This is a genomic window from Agrobacterium sp. MCAB5, from assembly GCF_052114365.1.
Classification (GTDB): Bacteria; Pseudomonadota; Alphaproteobacteria; order Rhizobiales; family Rhizobiaceae; genus Agrobacterium; species Agrobacterium tumefaciens.
On the sequence record NZ_JBFREP010000004.1, the window covers coordinates 109641 to 127982 of the forward strand.

General features: G+C 58.0%; 21 protein-coding genes and 3 tRNA genes. 13 read left to right on the plus strand and 11 right to left on the minus strand.

Annotated elements, in window-relative coordinates; all coding sequences use genetic code 11:
* Positions 1 to 40: 40 nt before the first annotated feature.
* Positions 41 to 196, plus strand: coding sequence for a hypothetical protein (locus tag AB4Z23_RS11210; protein WP_003515963.1), 156 nt, complete (start codon positions 41 to 43; stop codon positions 194 to 196).
* A 16-nt stretch (positions 197 to 212) separates the two neighbouring features.
* Positions 213 to 998 (plus strand): DUF429 domain-containing protein, encoded by a 786-nt coding sequence (locus tag AB4Z23_RS11215; protein WP_441360119.1) that lies wholly within the window; start codon positions 213 to 215, stop codon positions 996 to 998.
* A 7-nt stretch (positions 999 to 1005) separates the two neighbouring features.
* On the opposite strand, the gene AB4Z23_RS11220 is transcribed toward AB4Z23_RS11215, so the two are convergent.
* Both AB4Z23_RS11220 and AB4Z23_RS11225 read right to left on the minus strand, forming a co-directional pair.
* Positions 1006 to 1082: transfer RNA gene (locus AB4Z23_RS11220), tRNA-Arg, on the minus strand.
* 51 nt (positions 1083 to 1133) lie between these two features.
* On the minus strand, positions 1134 to 1439 hold the full coding sequence (locus AB4Z23_RS11225) for an ETC complex I subunit (protein WP_003495468.1): 306 nt from the start codon (positions 1437 to 1439) through the stop codon (positions 1134 to 1136).
* 265 nt (positions 1440 to 1704) lie between these two features.
* On the opposite strand from AB4Z23_RS11225, the gene AB4Z23_RS11230 reads away from it, so the two are divergent.
* Positions 1705 to 1781, plus strand: a tRNA-Pro gene (locus AB4Z23_RS11230).
* Positions 1782 to 1835: 54 nt separating this feature from the next.
* On the opposite strand, the gene AB4Z23_RS11235 is transcribed toward AB4Z23_RS11230, so the two are convergent.
* On the minus strand, positions 1836 to 2978 hold the full coding sequence (locus tag AB4Z23_RS11235) for a ceramide glucosyltransferase (RefSeq protein WP_421477730.1): 1143 nt from the start codon (positions 2976 to 2978) through the stop codon (positions 1836 to 1838).
* A 583-nt stretch (positions 2979 to 3561) separates the two neighbouring features.
* Positions 3562 to 3831, minus strand: coding sequence for a DUF982 domain-containing protein (locus AB4Z23_RS11240; protein WP_003515956.1), 270 nt, complete (start codon positions 3829 to 3831; stop codon positions 3562 to 3564).
* Positions 3832 to 4042: 211 nt separating this feature from the next.
* On the opposite strand from AB4Z23_RS11240, the gene AB4Z23_RS11245 reads away from it, so the two are divergent.
* Positions 4043 to 4291 carry a BON domain-containing protein gene (locus AB4Z23_RS11245; protein ID WP_003515953.1) on the plus strand — a complete coding sequence of 83 codons (249 nt, stop codon included), beginning with the start codon at positions 4043 to 4045 and terminating at the stop codon, positions 4289 to 4291.
* Between the two features lie 59 nt (positions 4292 to 4350).
* On the opposite strand, the gene AB4Z23_RS11250 is transcribed toward AB4Z23_RS11245, so the two are convergent.
* Positions 4351 to 4836, minus strand: coding sequence for a DUF192 domain-containing protein (locus tag AB4Z23_RS11250; RefSeq protein ID WP_019567113.1), 486 nt, complete (start codon positions 4834 to 4836; stop codon positions 4351 to 4353).
* Positions 4836 to 5414: a cold-shock protein gene (locus tag AB4Z23_RS11255; protein ID WP_013636345.1), complete on the minus strand. Its 579-nt coding sequence runs from the start codon at positions 5412 to 5414 to the stop codon at positions 4836 to 4838. The genes AB4Z23_RS11250 and AB4Z23_RS11255 overlap by 1 nt, the downstream gene beginning before the upstream one ends.
* Positions 5415 to 5604: 190 nt before the next feature.
* Here AB4Z23_RS11255 and AB4Z23_RS11260 point away from each other — a divergent pair, with 190 nt between their 5' ends.
* The 3 genes from AB4Z23_RS11260 to AB4Z23_RS11270 all read left to right on the plus strand — a co-directional run bounded on the left by AB4Z23_RS11260 (position 5605) and on the right by AB4Z23_RS11270 (position 8346).
* Positions 5605 to 6045: a VOC family protein gene (locus AB4Z23_RS11260; RefSeq protein ID WP_065659292.1), complete on the plus strand. Its 441-nt coding sequence runs from the start codon at positions 5605 to 5607 to the stop codon at positions 6043 to 6045.
* A 157-nt stretch (positions 6046 to 6202) separates the two neighbouring features.
* Positions 6203 to 7459, plus strand: coding sequence for a D-Ala-D-Ala carboxypeptidase family metallohydrolase (locus AB4Z23_RS11265; protein WP_441360120.1), 1257 nt, complete (start codon positions 6203 to 6205; stop codon positions 7457 to 7459).
* Positions 7460 to 7602: 143 nt separating this feature from the next.
* Positions 7603 to 8346, plus strand: coding sequence for a glycosyltransferase family 25 protein (locus AB4Z23_RS11270; protein WP_003515947.1), 744 nt, complete (start codon positions 7603 to 7605; stop codon positions 8344 to 8346).
* An 11-nt stretch (positions 8347 to 8357) separates the two neighbouring features.
* Here the strand turns inward: AB4Z23_RS11270 and AB4Z23_RS11275 are convergent, their stop codons facing one another.
* The 4 genes from AB4Z23_RS11275 to AB4Z23_RS11290 all read right to left on the minus strand — a co-directional run bounded on the left by AB4Z23_RS11275 (position 8358) and on the right by AB4Z23_RS11290 (position 10362).
* Positions 8358 to 8837: a pyridoxamine 5'-phosphate oxidase family protein gene (locus AB4Z23_RS11275; protein WP_236735593.1), complete on the minus strand. Its 480-nt coding sequence runs from the start codon at positions 8835 to 8837 to the stop codon at positions 8358 to 8360.
* Positions 8838 to 8870: 33 nt separating this feature from the next.
* Positions 8871 to 9158, minus strand: coding sequence for a hypothetical protein (locus tag AB4Z23_RS11280; protein ID WP_155846286.1), 288 nt, complete (start codon positions 9156 to 9158; stop codon positions 8871 to 8873).
* A gap of 236 nt (positions 9159 to 9394) precedes the next feature.
* Entirely contained in the window at positions 9395 to 9976 is a 582-nt protein-coding gene (locus tag AB4Z23_RS11285) for a DUF1003 domain-containing protein (protein ID WP_441360121.1), read from the minus strand.
* 310 nt (positions 9977 to 10286) lie between these two features.
* A tRNA-Lys gene (locus AB4Z23_RS11290) sits at positions 10287 to 10362 on the minus strand.
* A gap of 341 nt (positions 10363 to 10703) precedes the next feature.
* Between AB4Z23_RS11290 and AB4Z23_RS11295 the strand changes: the two genes are divergently transcribed.
* Positions 10704 to 11450, plus strand: a complete 747-nt coding sequence (locus AB4Z23_RS11295) for a cytochrome c biogenesis CcdA family protein (protein WP_025593718.1) — start codon at positions 10704 to 10706, stop codon at positions 11448 to 11450.
* 35 nt (positions 11451 to 11485) lie between these two features.
* Positions 11486 to 12424, plus strand: a complete 939-nt coding sequence (locus AB4Z23_RS11300; protein WP_441360122.1) for an AEC family transporter — start codon at positions 11486 to 11488, stop codon at positions 12422 to 12424.
* On the opposite strand, the gene AB4Z23_RS11305 is transcribed toward AB4Z23_RS11300, so the two are convergent.
* Complete coding sequence (locus AB4Z23_RS11305) at positions 12408 to 13616, minus strand: UbiH/UbiF family hydroxylase (protein WP_441360123.1); 1209 nt, start codon at positions 13614 to 13616, stop codon at positions 12408 to 12410. The genes AB4Z23_RS11300 and AB4Z23_RS11305 overlap by 17 nt on opposite strands.
* A 209-nt stretch (positions 13617 to 13825) precedes the next feature.
* Between AB4Z23_RS11305 and pcsA the strand changes: the two genes are divergently transcribed.
* The 4 genes from pcsA (at position 13826) to AB4Z23_RS11325 (ending at position 18321) form a co-directional block, all read left to right on the plus strand.
* Positions 13826 to 14551, plus strand: a complete 726-nt coding sequence (pcsA, locus tag AB4Z23_RS11310) for a phosphatidylcholine synthase (protein WP_025593712.1) — start codon at positions 13826 to 13828, stop codon at positions 14549 to 14551.
* 212 nt (positions 14552 to 14763) lie between these two features.
* A complete protein-coding gene (locus AB4Z23_RS11315) occupies positions 14764 to 16320 on the plus strand; it encodes an ABC transporter ATP-binding protein (RefSeq protein ID WP_441360274.1) in 1557 nt (518 codons plus the stop codon).
* Positions 16310 to 17401, plus strand: a complete 1092-nt coding sequence (locus tag AB4Z23_RS11320; protein WP_013636336.1) for an ABC transporter permease — start codon at positions 16310 to 16312, stop codon at positions 17399 to 17401. Before AB4Z23_RS11315 ends, AB4Z23_RS11320 begins: the two co-directional genes overlap by 11 nt.
* A complete protein-coding gene (locus AB4Z23_RS11325; RefSeq protein WP_019566110.1) occupies positions 17401 to 18321 on the plus strand; it encodes an ABC transporter permease in 921 nt (306 codons plus the stop codon). The genes AB4Z23_RS11320 and AB4Z23_RS11325 overlap by 1 nt, the downstream gene beginning before the upstream one ends.
* The last annotated feature ends 21 nt before the right edge of the window (positions 18322 to 18342 follow it).

The window sequence follows — 18342 nt, forward strand, 5'->3', positions numbered from 1 at the left end:
TGGCGCCGGTTTCAGCAGCGACATGCAGGACGATGATATAATGAACGACAATGTGGTGAAGTTCCGCAAACCGGCGCCCCCGAAAAAGCCGCGCCAGCCGCTTGGGCCAAAATCGAAAAAAGCCCTGACGATCGCCGCCATCATCGCTTTTTTYGCCGCCGCCTGGGGGTATTTTACGCTGTTCGGGCAGGGGTGACGCTCTGAAAGCCGTATTGGGTATAGACGCCGCATGGACTGTTACCCAGCCAAGCGGGGTCGCCTTGGTCATCAACGATGGAACAGGCTGGACGCTGCGTGCCGCCGCATCTTCCTACGTTGGCTTCCTTGCCTGTGGAACCGATATCCCGGTTCTCGCTGATCGCCCCAGGGGATCAGTTGCCGAAGCATCGGCGCTTCTGGCGGCCGCAGAAGCCCTTACGGGATGCAAGATCGATCTCGTTACGATTGATATGCCGCTCTCGCATCAACCGATTACTGCCCGCCGTGCTTCGGACAATCTGGTGTCTTCCGCCTATGGTTCCCGGCAATGCGGCACCCACACCCCAAATGCAATCAGGCCCGGCAAGGTCAGTGATGACCTCAAAATGGGGTTTGAACTTGCGGGATATCCGTTATTAACCAGGGAAATCAGCAGTCCCGGTCTGCTCGAAGTCTACCCGCACCCTGCGCTCGTTGAACTGACCAACGCCGCGAAACGGCTTCCGTATAAGCAGGGAAAAGTCGGCAGCTACTGGCGGTCGGATACGTCCGCAGACCGTCGCGCCAAACTCCTCGAGGTCTGGTCTTTCATCATCGCACATCTGGATCGACGGATAGGTGGTGTTGCCGATGCACTCATCATTCCCGCGACGAACGCAAAGGGATGGGAGATGAAGGCTTTTGAGGACAAGATGGATGCCGTCGTGTGCGCYTGGGTCGGGATTTGTGCTTTGGAGAGTGARGCASTGCCGTATGGCGACGACATTTCCGCGATCTGGATCCCGAAAGCGGCAGTTTAGATGGAGATGGCGACCCCTGCAGGATTCGAACCTGCGACATTCGACTTAGAAGGTCGACGCTCTATCCAGCTGAGCTAAGGGGCCGTCGTGCCGGACTATTATTGCTCCGGCTGAAAATCGTTCAGTGCGTCTTCTTCAATGCGTCCAGGGCTGGGTGCGGTTGAAGCGGAAATTATCCGTGTAGGATACAACCTTGCGGGTTGCTTCCTTTGGCTGGATGACGCGGTATTCGATGCCCTTGCGCTGCGCATAGGCTTCGGCCTGTTCCTGCGTCTCGAATGTCAGCTTGACCTGCTGCTTCATGTCGGATGTCGAGGTGTATCCCATGATCGGATCGATCTTGCGCGGGACCTCAGCGTCGAATTCCAGAACCCAGACATTGGTTTTCGCCTTGCCGGATTGCATGGCGGTCTTTGCAGGGCGGTAAATCTTCGCAGACATGTCGAAACTGCTCCGGTTGGGCGGTGGGGCATGCGCCCCGGATTACTATTCACGTACCTGAATAGAATAACCAAATCGTGTCAGGAACGCTGAATTTGAAATGGACCGACTCCATGTGAGAGTCAAGACGATTATCCCTTGCGGCCTCTTAACGGTCCCACCGCGTTGCATGAGTTTTCAACAATCGAGGCAATGGGCTCAACAAAGATGAATTTCCCTGTTGCGGACTGCGGGTGAACCGTGTATTCCCCAGCCATCGCCTCGGCGGAGTGTAGCGCAGTCTGGTAGCGCATCTGGTTTGGGACCAGAGGGTCGGGAGTTCGAATCTCTCCACTCCGACCATTTAAAGCRAAACATTCGCTTGTCGGTGTAACCCTTTCAAATAATAGCTTCCGTTCAGTCCGCTGAAGGTCCGGCCAATGTGCTTTCGGCCGTGCCGATCGTCATGACATTGCCGCGCCATGCAACCGCGCTGCCGATCCAGCTGCGTACCCAGACGAATGGCATGATGACATCCCGCGCGACCATTGCCGGAAGGGTATAGAGTGATACCGGCCACCGGTTGAGAGCTGCGAGCGCCAGTTCCGGGCCGTACATGATGGCGAGTACGGCAATCGCGGTGACGGCAAGGTTCGCATCCGCGGCAACCGCGGCAGCGAGYGCGAAGAGGAGCGGSGGAAGCGCGCCGGTGAGGATTTCCGGGGCGAAATATTGCGGGAAGGTGACGCGCCGCAGCCGCGCCCAGCGGGTCTGCCGCGACCAGATCTCACCGGCATGGCGATGTCCGAGCGGCTGCTCGAACGGGGCCGACACCAAGTGTACCTTGCGACCGGCGTTTCTGACCAGCTTCGTGGAAGCGGCATCTTCGGCGATTTCGGCGGCGAGCGCGCGGATGCCGCCGCGCTCTTCCAGGAATGGCTTGTTCCACAACATCGATTTGCCCTGCGCGAAGCCCATGCCGATGGCTTCCGCCGCATATTGCCAGCGGCCTTGCGAGCCGTTGAGGAAGGCGCATTCCACATGCGCCCAGAAGCCATCCGGCCGGGAGCCGAGTGGCGGCGAGCAGACCAGTCCGCTATCCGGCCGCCAGGCCGACATCATGGTTTCGATATAGGATTGCGGCATCAAAACATTGGAATCGGCCAGAATGACCCATTCGTGCCGGGCAGCACGCCAGCCCTTGACGCAATTGTTCAGTTTGGGATTGGCGCTGATGCGATCATCGCCGATGAGCAATTGCGCTGAAACTGCGGGGAAGGCCGCGCTTGCCTTGCGCACTTCCTCGATCACGGGATCGAACTCGTCGGCGACACAGAACAGCAGCTCATAGTCCGGCCAGTTGAGCTGGAAGGCGCGCGACAGCGTCAGCGGCGTGAAAGTTTCGATGCCGCGCAGCGGCACCACCAGCGATACCGGCGGTTTCTGCCGGACAAGTGCGTTGTCCGTATCGCGTCTTTTCAGCCGCCAGCCTGCCAGAACGACGCCGAGAAGATTGAAGGCGAGGAGCAGAATTGCGCAAAGGGCAAAAACAGTTTCCATGCTGGCCAGTTTCACTCCCAAGCTTTCAGCGGTTTACCCGCCAACCGATTCCATGGAATTCGTCATTGCGGATTATAACGTTTGCATGACAGTTACATGTCATGTTCCGCAGGCAGGATCCGACTTCGGTCGTTCATGCGCCTCTGACGCACGGGTCGATGCCGCGTTTGTTACTGAGAAAGCGTGAACGGTTTTTGCAGACTACCTCTTCACTAGGGGAGACGGTCGTTTGCCTGGTTGAATGCCATAACGACGAAGCGGGCGTGTCGCGCTATCAGGAATAGTCATGTCGAAACACCGATTGTAAGACAGAAATTTATCCGAGTATTGACTGCCGGTGCATGGGGAAAATTAAGACGGTGTATCTCACAGCAACCTCCCGATCCCTGTTCGCCCGGCCATTTGAATAGGACGAAGCTCAGGCTTCAATCAAACGGGCGATCCACGCAGGTGGATTGCCCGTTATTTTGACCCCTGGAGCCATGTTGATGACGGCAGATCGACTTGCCGCTCATCCGGTTGTCATCACCGTAAGTGATTGATATTTAGTCGATAATATCCACAAAGCCTTCCGTGTGACGACCTAGTGGATGTTCAGAATATGCGCGTGGCTGCTTGCGACGAGAAACGATTCCCGCGCTTTTTCGATGTCGCATTTTCCAGCGATAGCATCGAGACAGTTTCTGCGTGCGTCCTCATATTCCGGTCCGTGTTCGTCGGGCCAGCGGTACATCAGCATGTCCAGCGCCACCAGAGGGCTGTAGATTTCCACCGCTGCGGATAGCGGCAGGTGGATCGCCACCGGCTTCATCCACGAGGCGTGGTGACACGGCTCCGTTTTGTTAATCAGCATGTCATTCTCCTCCCTGTTTCATGCGCCTTGACGGCAGATTTCACTCCCATGCGCGAAATGCTCACCTCACGAAATGGTTCCCGATCACCTAAAATGTGATCGGGAAGGGGGTTCCAATTTGCCAAGATGAATGGAAGATGAACGAATTGATGAACCGGAGATGAACAAAACCGTGATTCGGGCGTTGTAATAGCCAAGAAGGAGAACGCACATGTTCAATTTGTCAGGCATTCAGGAAAGCTTCTTTGGAGACCGCATGGCGGGTGTGTGCGAGGCCATCACCTCTGCACTGGCTTTCGAAAACGGTCTCGAGAAGTCGCGGATTTCCGCAACCGTCGAAAATGACGTGATCTATCTTGAAGGGACGGCGGATTCGGTCGAGGCAATCGACATTGCCATCAATCTTGCCGCATCCATTTCCAATTGCCGGATTTTGAGCCATATCGAGCCGGTTTACTGAGATCTTGCCGGCCGGGCGAAACGTCGTCCGGCCTTTTCAGACGCAGTAACGCGGCAATGTCATTTCCGGTTGCCGATTTGTGCACTGCGAACCACATCGCCCGGTTTGATGCCGTAGCGTTTGGCAGTGCCGCCATTCAGTTCAAGCACGAATTTGACCGACCCACGGGAGCTTATGATCGCTTCTGAATGTGGCACGGCGTTTTCGTGGATATGGGTTATGCGCCCGTCCCGGGCGATGAACAGCATGTCGAGAGGAATGAGAGTATTCCTCATCCACATGGCCACATCCCGCTCCTTGCCGAAATCGAACAGCATACCGCTTCCAAGCGGCATGGACTTGCGAAACATAAGGCCCTGTTCGCGCTGGGCGTTGTCCAGCGCCAGTTCCGCAACAAATTCGTGGGTTTCTCCGGAGGCGGTCTCTATCGTCAGCGGTTCGGATTGAAACGTCTGCTGCTGTTGAGCCTGCGCTGCGCTTGAGAGCGTGAAAAAAAGAAGCGCCAGAACGGCGCTCTTCATCAAGTTGCGAAACACAGCGGCCATCAGTGCGACATCCCGATCGGGGCCGGGTTGTCGGGGTGGATTTCCGCCGCCATCAAACCCTTGTCGCCATCGCCAAAGCGCACCAGCACCACCTGGCCCGGACGCAGTTCCGTGAGGCCGAAACGGCGCAGCGTCTCCATATGCACGAAAATATCTTCCGTGCCTTCGCCGCGCGTCAAGAAGCCGAAACCCTTCGTGCGGTTGAACCACTTGACGATTGCACGCTCAAGCCCGCTTGACGGCGTGACCTGCACATGGGTGCGCACCGGCGGCAGCTGCGACGGGTGAACGGCGGTGGACTGATCCATCGACAGGATGCGGAAGGCCTGAAAGCCGCGGTCACGCCGCTGGATGAGGGCAACGATGCGCGTACCCTCGAGAATGGTCTGATACCCATCGCGGCGCAGGCAGGAGACATGCAGCAGCACGTCCTGCATGCCGTTGTCAGGCACGATAAAGCCGAAACCCTTGGCAACGTCGAACCATTTCACCGCCCCGGTGATTTCGGTCAGGTCCACGGCATCGGCCGAAAGGTCCTCGACATCGACTATCGTTTTCGATGACATCCTATCAGCCATATCCTGCCAACCCCTCGATTACGCGCCACACACCGGTCAACTGATTCCTGTGTACCAGATTAACATCTTGGTAACGGTTCCACGCAAGCCCTAGTTTTTGATTTGCGTAGCTGCTTTTATGTCGCCGTCCTTGTCCGGGGCTTGCGATCATGCGTTTATGGCCCGGAAAAGCGTATTGGAGAGGAAGAAAATGCGGTATCTGCACACGATGGTTCGCGTCAAAGACCTTGGCGAATCAATGAAATTCTATTGCGACCTGATGGGTCTCGAGGAAATACGCCGGATCGAAAACGAAAAAGGCCGTTTCACTCTGGTTTTTCTTGCAGCGCGCGACGATGTCTCTGCGGCGCGGGAAAAAAAGGCGCCTTCCCTTGAACTCACCTACAATTGGGACACCGAAGATTACACTGGCGGCCGCAATTTCGGGCACCTGGCCTATGAGGTCGACAATATTTACGACTTCTGTGCCCACCTTCAGCAAAATGGCGTCGTGATCAACCGGCCGCCGCGTGACGGTCACATGGCCTTCGTTCGTTCGCCCGACGGTATTTCTTTCGAAATCTTGCAGAAGGGCGAAAGCCTCGCGCCAGCCGAACCGTGGATATCTATGCAGAATACGGGTTCCTGGTAGGGGTTTTCCCGACCAGAAGCGACGATTTCGGTCACTCTTGCCTTGTCCGGATGGGTTGAGGCATAGTCCGCGAATCGAAACGGCATGTYCTGTTTTGAAAAAGCAGACGATTCCGTTCCCGTGCTGCTGTTGTAAATGCAAGATACGGAGGCCACCCATGAAAGCTGTCGATAGCGCGAAAGGACGCGTTGCCTGTCAGCGTCTTGTTGTCGCGGTTTCGTTGCTCGGCCTTGCCGGATGCGTTTCAGCGGTGACGGATGACGACATGGCTGCCAACAGCAAAAAGCCGGCARTTTCCGCCGAGCAGAAGGCGCWGGCSGCATCGGCGGTTCATAATCCGGCCGCCAAACAGCAGCAGGGGCATTACGTGGATCCCGCCGTGGCCTCCGCAACCGGCGGGGCCGTTGCGGCCCAGCCGCAGGCGCCCGGTGGCCCCGCACAGGGTTACGGTGCCGCCGCCGATATCGGCGGCCTGACGACGCAGCCGACGGCGATTTCCGCGGGTACATCAAGCATATATTCAAGCAGACCTGCCGTTGCGGCGGGGGCTACAGCCGCAGCGGGTGCACCTTCCCAGGGAATCGCGCCCGCCGTCAGCAGCGTCTACTCGGCACCGGTGCAGGCGACACAGCCGCAACCGGTATCCGCAACGGGACAAGCGCCGACTGCCGTGCCGGTACCGGCAGAACAGCACAGCGAAAACCGTCAGGCGGTTCCCGTACCAGCGCCGCAAAATGCGTCGGAACAGCTCGCAGCTGCTTCAGCACAGTCTTCTGGAGCCGGRAAACGGGCAGGCGAGGGGCAGGAAAGTGAGGGCACAGTCGTGCCGCTGGCAGCTTTCTTCGCCGGWGCGGCCAAGAAGCGCCTTCCGAAAATGATCGAAAACGGTACGGCGGAGAATACGCAGGTTGCSGCGCTYTCCGGCGGGTCGGACAGGACGATGGGTATAGCGCTTTCCGGCCGTTCGATGATGTCTGACGAATTCGACGATGCGCATCTYGAAGACGAGGATGACCAGCCGGCCGGCCTGATGAAGCTTGCCTCGCTCTCCGGCCTCACTCGAGTTTCTCCGAACGGGCTTTTCCTGCAGACCGATCATGTTGAAGTCGGTTGTTTCAAGCCGGAACTGGTGCGCATGATCAAGGATGTCGAGCGCCACTACAACAGCCCGGCCATCGTCACCTCGGGTTATCGCCCGCCAAAGGGCATAAGGCAGGGTTCCAAGCACTACACCTGCGATGCAGCCGACATCCAGATCAAGGGCGTTTCCAAATGGGAGCTTGCGTCCTATCTGCGCTCGATGCCTCAACGTGGTGGTGTAGGCACCTATTGCCACACCGAATCGGTTCACATGGATACSGGCGAAGCCAGAGACTGGAACTGGCGCTGCCGCCGCACCGCCCCGCGTAAATAATCTCGCGCCGCATTCTCRAACCATCARAGCTTGCGCGTTGCTCGCCCGAAATTTTGCCGGCGTGGAAATCACGGCATGCAGACAGGGTGCGCCACATGCTGTAGGAGACGGTTTCCCGACCCTATGCGCATGGTGCTTTCCGAATGCTGCCGATATCCGCTTTTCCCGTTTACATCATCTCCATCGCCAGAGCGCGCGCCCGTCTTGAAAAGATGCTGAACGGAGCATCAGGTCTTGGGCTGGATTTGCGCCCGGTGGAAGGTGTTGACGGTAAGACCATTCCCGCTGCCGAATGGACGGATTTTAACAGGCGCGGCTTTGAGCTTCGCAACGGCCGTCATGCCTTGCCTGGGGAGTATGGCTGTTATGCCAGCCATATCAAGGCACTGGAGATWTTCCTCGCCACGGATGCGCCGGTKGCCGTGATCGTTGAGGATGATGTTGCCTTCACGCCTGACTTCTCCGATCGGGTCAAGGCAATGGTCGCGATCATGCCTGAGAATTCCATCGTAAAGCTGACCAATCACCGCCACAGAGGTTTCAGAGCCAGGAAGACCAGCGCTCTCGGAGACAAGCTGGGGCGCTGCATATACGGGCCACAGGGATCGTCGGCCTGCTATATCATCTCACGCGGTGGAGCGGAGGAGTTTCTGAAAGCGGCAAGGGTGATGACGCTGCCTTTCGACCGGGCGCTGGAATGCGGCTGGGGTTACGGCACGCATGTCTACGTCACCGAAAAGGATTTTCTGCCTTTCGGCGATCCGGACACGCTGGTCGGCACGCGCGCGGAATATCGCGGCAGCAAATTTGCCCGGTTGAACCGGGTGCCAGCCTATCTCTCCAGTTTTTATGACAATATTGCGCGGTATGTGTACGCCTATCTGTAGAGGGAGGCCGCTTAACGCACGAAATCTTCCCTCTGGACCGCTTTGCGGCCCGTGAGGCTTTCTTTTTGGATGCTGAAGAAAATCGGCTTGGTGGAGTCCGTTCCATTTTCGTGCGGATGGATCGTTGAGCCTCCCGGCTCCCACCAGTTCGGGTGTTTCTGGATCAGAGACCAGGCGTAGATCCGCTCGCTTTGCCATTGCTCGTTATCTTCAAGCTCCTGATAGAGGCCATGGAGAATTACGCTTGTCCATGTGCTGGTGTTTTTGACCTCATCGACCTGAAGGCAAACATGAGGGTTCAGGCGCATATTCTCTATCTTGGCTCCCATCATCGAGAAGCTGTAGACTCCACCCTCGTGAAACACGAAATGGATCGGCACCACATAGGGCCTGTCATGATCGATACAGGCAAGATGCCCGAAGCTCATCCGGGAAAGGAATGCGATGCATTCCGCCGATGTCATTTCTTCTAGATGGACACTTGACGCCATGATGATCACTCCGTTCTGGGCAGGTGACAACGATCATCTGATCGCGCCGCCTTCATTTTCCCATCTCTCGACAGCCGGGCTTCCGGATTTTTGGGTAGACTGAAATATGTCCCGGTTCTTATGGTGAGGAGCCGACGCAGCCGGGATTGGTTTACGCCTGCCGGAACCACGTCGAATGGCGGCGATCAGAACTGGCCTGCACGCGTCGAATTTCGACGAACCGCATAACGTTGCAGCACCTTTTTCAAGCCTGTCGATCGCCTTGACGAGCAGTGGCGCACGATCTGGATCGACATTTCGTTTTCGATTGATGGAAGACATTTCGTCCTCCTTTGGTTGGGGCCAAGGCAGATGCACCTTTACACAACAGCGCCCGCTTCAAATGCTGCCATTGATTTATTCTGCGCTCTATATGAGGGATGCGCAAGCACATAGCTTGTCTGGAAACCATCCATGAAGTGCTGCAGCTGCTACTGTACGACCGGCACACCAAGCGCGTTCCGTTGCACATGGAATCGGCGCGCGGGCGCGATTTTCCGTATTYTGWCGTAAATTTTCTAGCCTGTTTGTTTCAGCACGAGTTTTGTCAAAAGGTCGATCTGCTGCTGCTGTTTATCGACGAGAGCTTTCAGCTCGATAGAGCGCATCCGATCGAACTTATCGTGCAGCGCCATGATTTCGATCTCTGCCTTCAGATTGACCTCGTAGTCATGTGCGGCGTCGATCCGATCCTTGGCCGCATGGCGGTTCTGGCTCATCATGATCACCGGCGCCTGAACCGCTGCGAGCATGGATAAGATGAGATTGAGGAAAATGAACGGGTAGGGATCGAAGGCGTTCGAAGTCGCGATAATGTTTGCGCTCAGCCATATCGCAAGCAAAGCCGCAAATATAAGGATAAAGGTCCAGGAACCACCGAATTTGGCAACCGCATCCGCAAGCCGCTGGCCGGGCGTCAGTCTCTCGTCGAAAACCGCATTCGCGTCAGTCGAGATGGTGCGCCTTGCTGCAAGACGACGAAATATTGCTTTTTCCCTGTCTGGCAGCAGCTCAAGCGGTTTCCCCAGATAACGGCTCGCTCCCTGCGCCAGGTCCTGAGGTATGAGGATGTCACTGTCGTCTTCGATAYGGGTTGCCATYGTTCTTTCTCCCTTGGCTCGCGYCAMTCCGACRACCGMCTCCGGACCGAAGGYCGCCCCTACACGGATCAGGTATTAGCACACGCCATCGTACCATGCTTTGCATTGAGCKGCCTTATCGGCCGGTTCGCGAGCCAGGGGACGGCGTGTCGGGGAGGGCGGCGATTTGCGTTCTTCTGGGRGGCAGTTTCAGGGACGAGRTCTGTCGKRACGCAACTTCAWGTCACGCGGCGCAAGCGCATATCGTTACCGCCAGCGAACATATCGATGAGCATTATGCGTCTTAACTTACTGATATCTTTGATGAAGGTGGTGAGAGCGCAGGGATTCGAACCCTGGACCTACTGATTAAAAGTCAGTTGCTCTACCGGCTGAGCTACGCTCTCCCGTGTCGGGGCTGGGATGCCCTTCGGAAGTGCGCGGAACATAGGTAGAGCGATCCGTTCGGTCAACCCAAAAAAAGCGCTTTCTACAATCAATCCGKTTTTTTTTGTCGCACCCCCGAAAAGGTGATTGGAGAGAGGGGGCGGCTGGGGATAAAAGCGGCGTCAGACATGTCTGGCAAACGGGTGAAATCGTTTTGCGGCAATGGCATGCGCCAAAATGAGAGCGTGAAACGCGGCGAATCTCGGGAATCGCGACGTGCCTTGCTGATCTTTTTGCGCGTGACGTTATCCCAAAACCGATTCCCGCTTTTGGGAGACATGCGTCAATGCGGAGTTCTTTCTTGTCGATTGCCGATATTTCCCTGTTCAGCGCGCTTCTGGCCGGTGCCCTGTCATTTCTGTCGCCCTGCGTCCTGCCGTTGGTGCCGCCTTACCTCTGCTATATGGCCGGTGTTTCGGTGGAGCAGTTCAGGACGGAGAATACCGCGCCGCGKCCTGAAATCCGCCGGGCCGTGCTGTTTTCGGCTTTCTTCTTCACGCTCGGTTTTGCCACGGTCTTCGTGGCGCTGGGTGCCGGTGCTTCGACGATCGGCACGCTGTTGCGCCAGAACCTCGATATTCTCGCCAAGATTGGCGGTTTCATCATCATCCTGATGGGCCTTAACTTTCTCGGTGTTTTCCGCATTGGCCTGTTTTCGCGTGAGGCGCGGTTTCAGGGGGCGGGCAAACCGGCCACGCTTTCCGGCGCCTATGTCATGGGCCTYGCCTTTGCCTTCGGCTGGACGCCCTGCATCGGTCCTGTCCTCGGCGCGATCCTCGGCGTTGCCGCCTCGCGTGACACGGTTGGMGATGGCGCGATGCTGCTTGCGGTCTATTCGCTTGGCCTTGCGGTGCCATTCTGGATTGCTGCAGCCTTTTCCGGTTCCTTCATGCGTTTCCTCGTCCGTTTCCGCCGCCATCTCGGTCTTGTGGAAAAGCTGATGGGTGTGTTGCTGGTGCTCACCGGCCTCGCTTTCATGACCGGTTTCATCACCAATGTGGCGATCTGGTTCCAGGAGACCTTTCCGATCCTGATGAAAATCGGCTAAGCCTCCCCGCGTATTTCATACGCGGGGGAAAGACTGTGGCCGATATCGTCGGATTGCTTTTGCCGTTTTTCGGCCTGATCTTCATCGGCTACGGCGCGGCGCGCATAACGAAACAGCCGGTCGAGGCGATGGGCTGGCTGAACACCTTCATCATCTATGCGGCGCTTCCGGCGCTGTTTTTCAAGCTGGTGTCGAAAACGCCGGTGGAAGAACTGACGCGCATGGATTTCGTTGCCGCCAGTCTTGCCTGCACCTACGGCATTTTCTTGGCTGTGTTCCTGATCGGCCGGTTCGTGAGAAAGAACAATCTCGCCGAAACGACGATCCAGAGTTTCGCGGCAAGCTACGGCAATATTGGTTATATGGGTCCGGGGCTTGCGCTTTTGGCGCTCGGTGAGAAAGCGGCAGTGCCCGTCGCGCTGATCGTCTGTCTCGAAAACGCCGCYCATTTCATCGTCGCACCGGCAATGATGGCGGTTGCGGGCGGTGACAAGCGCTCTGYAGCAAGGCTTGCGCTGGATGTGGCGCGCAAGGTCATTACTCACCCGTTCATCGTGTCGGTAATCGCCGGTTTTCTGGCCGCTTCGCTGTCATGGCAGCCGCCGGAGGCGGTGCAGCGGCTGGTGGATTATCTGGCGCAATCGGCAGCACCMTGCGCTCTGTTTGCCATGGGTGTCACGCTGGCGCTGMGGCCAATGAAGCGGGTGCCGGTCGAAATCAGCTATATCGTCCCGGCAAAGCTTATCCTGCATCCGCTTGCCGCTTATCTTGTGCTCTCGTCGCTCGGGCGGTTCGAACCGGTATGGATATATTCCGCCGTGCTGCTTGCGGGCTTGCCGACCGCGACAAATGTCTTCGTCATCGGTCAGCAATATCACGTCTGGCAGGAGAGGGCGTCGGCGACGATCCTGATCTCGACGGTGCTTTCGGTCTTCACGCTGACGGGCGTGGTTTATTTCATCCAGCCTTTTTGAAGCTGCCGAACAGCAGCGAGGGCAGGGCCTTCAGCCCGCGCCCCGGCTCGATGCCTTCGCGCATGACTATGCTTCTGAGCGTGCCGATGCCGGATAGCACATGCAGACCAGCCGCACGCGCCATCTGCACCGGCAGTAGATCGGAAAGCAGCGACCGGTTGAGGAGATCGACGCTGAGGGTGCGGGTGTAGACATCCGCCCGCCGCTTGCGGTCGAAGCTGCTGCCGGCATCCGCCGCAATCGGGCGGTCGGAGACGGCGCCGAGCAGTTCGGTGAGGGCGATGATGTCGCGCAGGCTGAGGTTCAGACCCTGTGCGCCGATGGGCGGGAAACCATGTGCAGCCTCGCCGATCAGGGCGACGCGGCCCTTGCCGAAGCGATGCGCGGTCATGGAAGACAGCGGCCATGCCTGCACGCTGTCTTCCACCGTAACGGCGCCGAGCATGGATTGCATGCGCTCCTCCACCCTGAGGCTGAGCGCTTCAAGCGGCAGTGCCATCAGCTCTTCCGCTTGCGCTGGAGTGACAACCCAGACGAGGCTGGAGCGGTCGCCGGGCAGGGGAACCTGCGTGAAAGGTCCCGTGGGTGTATGGAATTCTGTCGAGACATTGCCGTGCGGCCGGCTATGGCTGAAGTTCAAAACGATGGCCGTCTGCGGATAGGACCAGGATYTGACGCCGATTGCGGCTGCATCCCGCACCATCGACTTCCTGCCATCCGCGCCGATCAGAAAATCGGCGGAGAGCGCTTCACCATCGCCAAGTGTTACCGATACACGGTCGTTGCCGATATCAATCGTCTCGGCGGTGGTTTCGAAGCGGGTAATATTGTGTTCCTGTTCGACCGCTTCGCTAAGCACGCCAAGCAGCGCCTCATTGGGAATATTCCAGCCGAATGCATCCAGCCCGATTTCAGAGGAGCGGAACTGCACGGTGGGCGCGCGCAGCAGGCGGTCGGTGCCGTCAATAATCTGCATGGTGGAAAGACGGGCTGCGGCAGGGGCTATGCGCGACCAGAGGCCAAGGCGGTCCATGAAGCGGATCGACTGGTCCATCAGCGCCGTCGTACGCCGGTCCTTCTTTTTGCTGGGGGGCGCAACAAGCGCCACGTGGCGGCCCGCCCGCGCAAGAGCTATGGCCGCAATCTGGCCCGCAAGTCCCGCACCGGTGATGGCGATATCGAAGTGTCTCATGGTCCTGATCCGTTGTTATTTCCAAGGCATCATAAAGGCTTTGCGCGGGTAAATCCACTTTGACCCCGGAACATCCCGGCGTAAACATTCGTTGGTTGTACCGCTATATTAGTCCTAGGATAAGCCAGATCAGCCGGTTGCAAAGCGTGGTGAATGGCCGCATACCGGAATGAACAGGGCGGATGAAAAGCGGGGCGCAGACGCTGACCATGAAAATTTTCAACTACAAGCGTGTTCCCTACGCGGAAATCCGCGCCTTTTCCGTTCATATTTTGACGGCATCCGGGTCATTTCTGGCTTTTCTTGGCGTCGTCGCCGCTTCCGAACACCGCTTTGTCGACATGTTCTGGTGGCTGGGGCTTGCGCTGCTGGTGGATGGCATTGACGGACCCATCGCCCGCAAGGTTCGGGTGAAGGAAGTTCTGCCCAACTGGTCCGGCGATACGCTCGACAATATCATCGACTATGTCACCTATGTGCTCTTGCCCGCCTTTGCGCTTTACCAGAGCGGCATGATCGGCGARCCGCTATCCTTCGTTGCGGCTGGCATGATCGTGGTGTCGAGCGCCATCTATTATGCCGACATGGGCATGAAGACGGACGAATATTTCTTCTCCGGCTTTCCGGTGGTGTGGAACATGGTGGTGTTCACGCTGTTCGTCATGGATGCCAGCGCCACAACAGCCATGACTGTTGTTACCGTTTCGGTGTTCCTGACATTCCTGCCGATCAATTTCCTGCATCCGGTGCGCGTGAAGCGATTGCGGCCGCTTAATCTGGCAATCGTGTTCGTCTGGTGTGCGCTTGGCGGTTATGCGTTGCTGATGCATTTCGAAACGCCGACCTGGGCGGTGATCGGCTTTGTAGCGAGCGGGCTTTATCTCTATTGCATCGGCGGAATATTGCAGTTTTTTCCCGCGCTCGGCGCGAAATAAGAAAAGCGTAAAGCCGTTTATTGCTTGTGCAAATTGCATTTAAGCAACGTCTTTTTCAGTTGTGCGCAGCAGCAAAACAGTTATCAATAAATCATGATCGCGCAGCATTGCATACGTGTTGTAGCCTGATTGGGAACAATGACCACGGTTGCTGAAATGCTTCGAAGAAAGCATGGGTAGCCGGTGTAGAGAGGGAATTCGTGACTGGAACTATGGCGCCGGAGGCCGTGCCTCTCCTGTCCGTTCGCAAGCTGACCAAGCTGTTCGGCAATTTCGCCGCATGCAACGGCATCGACCTCGATATAGCGCCGGGCGAAATCCACGCGCTTCTGGGTGAAAACGGCGCGGGCAAGTCCACGCTCGTCAAGATGCTGTTCGGCGTGCTCTCGCCGAGCGAGGGTGATATCGTCTGGCAGGGTCAGCCGGTTTCCATAGGTTCGCCAAGCGAGGCCCGCAGGCTCGGCATCGGCATGGTGTTCCAGCATTTCTCCCTGTTTGAGGCGTTGACGGTTGCTGAAAACATCGCCCTGTCGCTGGACCCGAAAATTTCATTGAAGGAAATCGCCAAGGAAGCGGAACAGCTTTCGCGCGCCTATGGCCTGCCTCTCGATCCCAATGCGCATGTCGCAGATCTTTCGGTTGGCGAGCGCCAGCGTATCGAGATCGTGCGCGCCCTGTTGCAGAACCCGCGCCTTATCATTCTCGACGAGCCGACCTCGGTTTTGACGCCGCAGGAGGCGGACAAGCTGTTCGAGACGCTGGCGAAGCTGAAGGCCGAAGGCCGTTCGGTGCTTTATATCAGCCACCGGCTGGAAGAGGTGCAGCGTATCTGCGACCGCGCCACCGTTCTGCGCCACGGCAAGGTTACGGGCGCCTGCGATCCGCGCAAGGAAACACCGGCATCTCTGGCGCGCATGATGGTAGGCAGCGATGTCGCAAGCGTTTCGCGACCGACGGGCGAYGCCCTCGGTCAACCGCAGATCGAAGTCATGGGGCTTTCCGTTRCGCCACGCACGCCCTTTGCCGTGGCGTTGAAAGCGGTTTCCATGACTGTGCGCGCCGGCGAAGTGCTGGCGATTGCCGGGGTTGCCGGAAACGGGCAGGGCGAGTTGTTCGATGCACTCTCCGGCGAATATCCTGTCTATAATAATGATGCGATCCATCTCCGCGGCAAGCCGGYCGGYCGCATCGGCATCAATGGCCGGCGGCTGATGGGCGCCGGTTTCGTACCCGAGGAGCGCCAYGGCCATGCCGCCGTTCCCGGCATGAGCCTTTCCGACAATCTTCTGCTGGCGCGGGCGCGCTCCGACCGCAAGGCRTTTCTGACGGGYGGTTTYCTGCGCATCGTCAGGGGTTCAGCTATCAAGGCGGCGGCGCGGCGCATATCGGAAACCATGGATGTGCGCAAAAGCGGGGGAGATCCGCTGGCGGGATCGCTGTCGGGTGGCAATCTGCAAAAATTCATCGTCGGGCGCGAACTCGATCGTCAACCGGCCGTACTTGTTGTCAACCAGCCGACATGGGGTGTGGATGCGGGGGCGGCGAGCCGTATCCGGCAGGCGCTTGTCGATCTCGCCAAAGCCGGCTCTGCCGTCATCGTCATCAGCCAGGACCTCGATGAAATCTTCGAGGTCGCCACCAATATCGCGGTCATTTCCGATGGGCAGCTTTCGCAGGCCTATCCGGTGGAAGACATGACGCTTGAAAAGATCGGCCTGCTGATGGGCGGCGTCCACACACAGTCAGGAGCCGCCCAGCATGCGCATTGAGCTTGAAAAACGGGCAGGGATCTCGAAGCTATTTACCCTTCTCTCGCCGCTTCTGGCACTGGTGCTGACGCTGCTTGTCGGCGCCATCATGTTCGCCATACTCGGCAAAAATCCGCTCGATGCGCTTTACGCCTTTTTCATCGAGCCTCTGCTGGAGGTCTGGTCGCTGCATGAGCTGGCGATCAAGGCCGCACCGCTGATCCTGATCGCGGTTGGCCTGTCTATCTGTTATCGCTCCAACAACTGGAACATCGGCGCGGAAGGACAATTCACCATCGGCGCGATCACCGGTTCCATCCTGCCGGTGCTTTATCCGGAYTGGCATTCGCCACTCATCCTGCCGTTGATGCTGGTTATGGGCGCCATCGGTGGCGCACTCTATGCCGGTATTCCGGCGCTGTTGAAGACGAAGTTCAACACCAACGAAATCCTCGTCAGCCTGATGCTGGTCTATGTCGCGCAGCTTTTTCTCGACTGGCTGACGCGCGGCATCTGGCGCGATCCGGGCGGCTATAACTTCCCGCAGACGAAACCCTTCAACGAGAGCGCAGTGCTGCCGGAAATGCTGGCATCGGGCCGGGCGCATTGGGGTTTCGTGTTTGCCATCGTGGCGGCCATCGCGCTGTGGTTCATGATGCGTTACATGCTGAAAGGCTTCGAGGTCACGGTTCTTGGCCAATCGGCGCGGGCAGGGCGTTTTGCCGGTTTCTCATCGAGCCGCATGGTCTGGTTTTCGATGCTGCTTTCCGGCGCGCTTGCCGGGCTTGCGGGCATTTCGGAAGCCTCCGGCTCCATCGGCCATCTTCAACCCAGCATTTCTCCGGGTTACGGCTTCACCGCCATCATCGTCGCCTTTCTMGGCCGCCTCAATCCGCTCGGTATCATCCTCTCCGGGCTGGTGCTTGCACTGACCTATCTTGGTGGTGAGGCGGCGCAGCTTTCCATCGGTGTGTCTGACAAGGTGACGCGTGTGTTTCAGGGGYTGATGCTGTTCTTCGTACTCTCCTGCGATACGCTGATCTTTTACCGCATCAGGGTCGTCTTCACCGGCAAGGCGCATAACAGCCAAGGAGCGGCATGATGGATATGCTTCAGGCCATCCTTCTCACGGTCATCACTGCCGCCACACCGCTCGTCCTTGCCGCCTCGGGCGAGCTGGTGGCGGAACGCTCCGGCGTCCTCAATCTCGGCGTCGAGGGCATGATGATCATGGGTGCGGTCTGCGCTTTCGCTGCCGCGCATATGACCGGTTCGCCCTATCTCGGCATTCTGGCCGGTATCGCGTCGGGCGCGGTTTTCTCGCTGCTCTTCGGTTTCCTGACGCTGACGCTCGTTACCAACCAGGTGGCGACGGGACTTGCGCTGACCATTCTCGGTCTTGGCGTTTCCGGCATGCTGGGCGAAAGCTTCGTTGGCCTGCCGGGCGTCAAGCTGCAGCCCATCGTCTTTCCGGTGCTGTCGGAGATACCCTTCATCGGCCCCTTGCTGTTCCGGCAAGACCTGATCTTCTACATGTCCATCGCGCTCGTTGCCGGCATAAGCTGGTTTCTGTTCAAGAGCCGCACGGGTCTCAAGATCCGCGCCATCGGCGACAATCACGGTTCTGCCCATGCGCTTGGCATCAACGTCATCCGCACACGCTATCTGGCTGTCATGTTYGGCGGTGCGTGCGCGGGGCTTGCYGGCGCGCAGCTTTCGCTGGTCTATACGCCGCAATGGGTGGAAAACATGTCGGCCGGGCGTGGCTGGATTGCACTGGCGCTTGTCGTCTTCGCGTCCTGGCGTCCATGGCGGGTGCTGGCAGGCGGTTATCTGTTCGGCGCTGTCACCATCGGGCAGTTGCACGCCCAGGCATTCGGCATTGGCGTGCCGTCGCAACTGCTTTCGGCGCTGCCCTATATCGCAACTATTGTCGTGCTGGTCATCATCTCGCATAATCGCCGCACGACCTTGATCAACACGCCGGCATCACTGGGCAAATCCTTCGTGCCGGACCGGTGAGAAAAACTTCCAGTCTCCAAA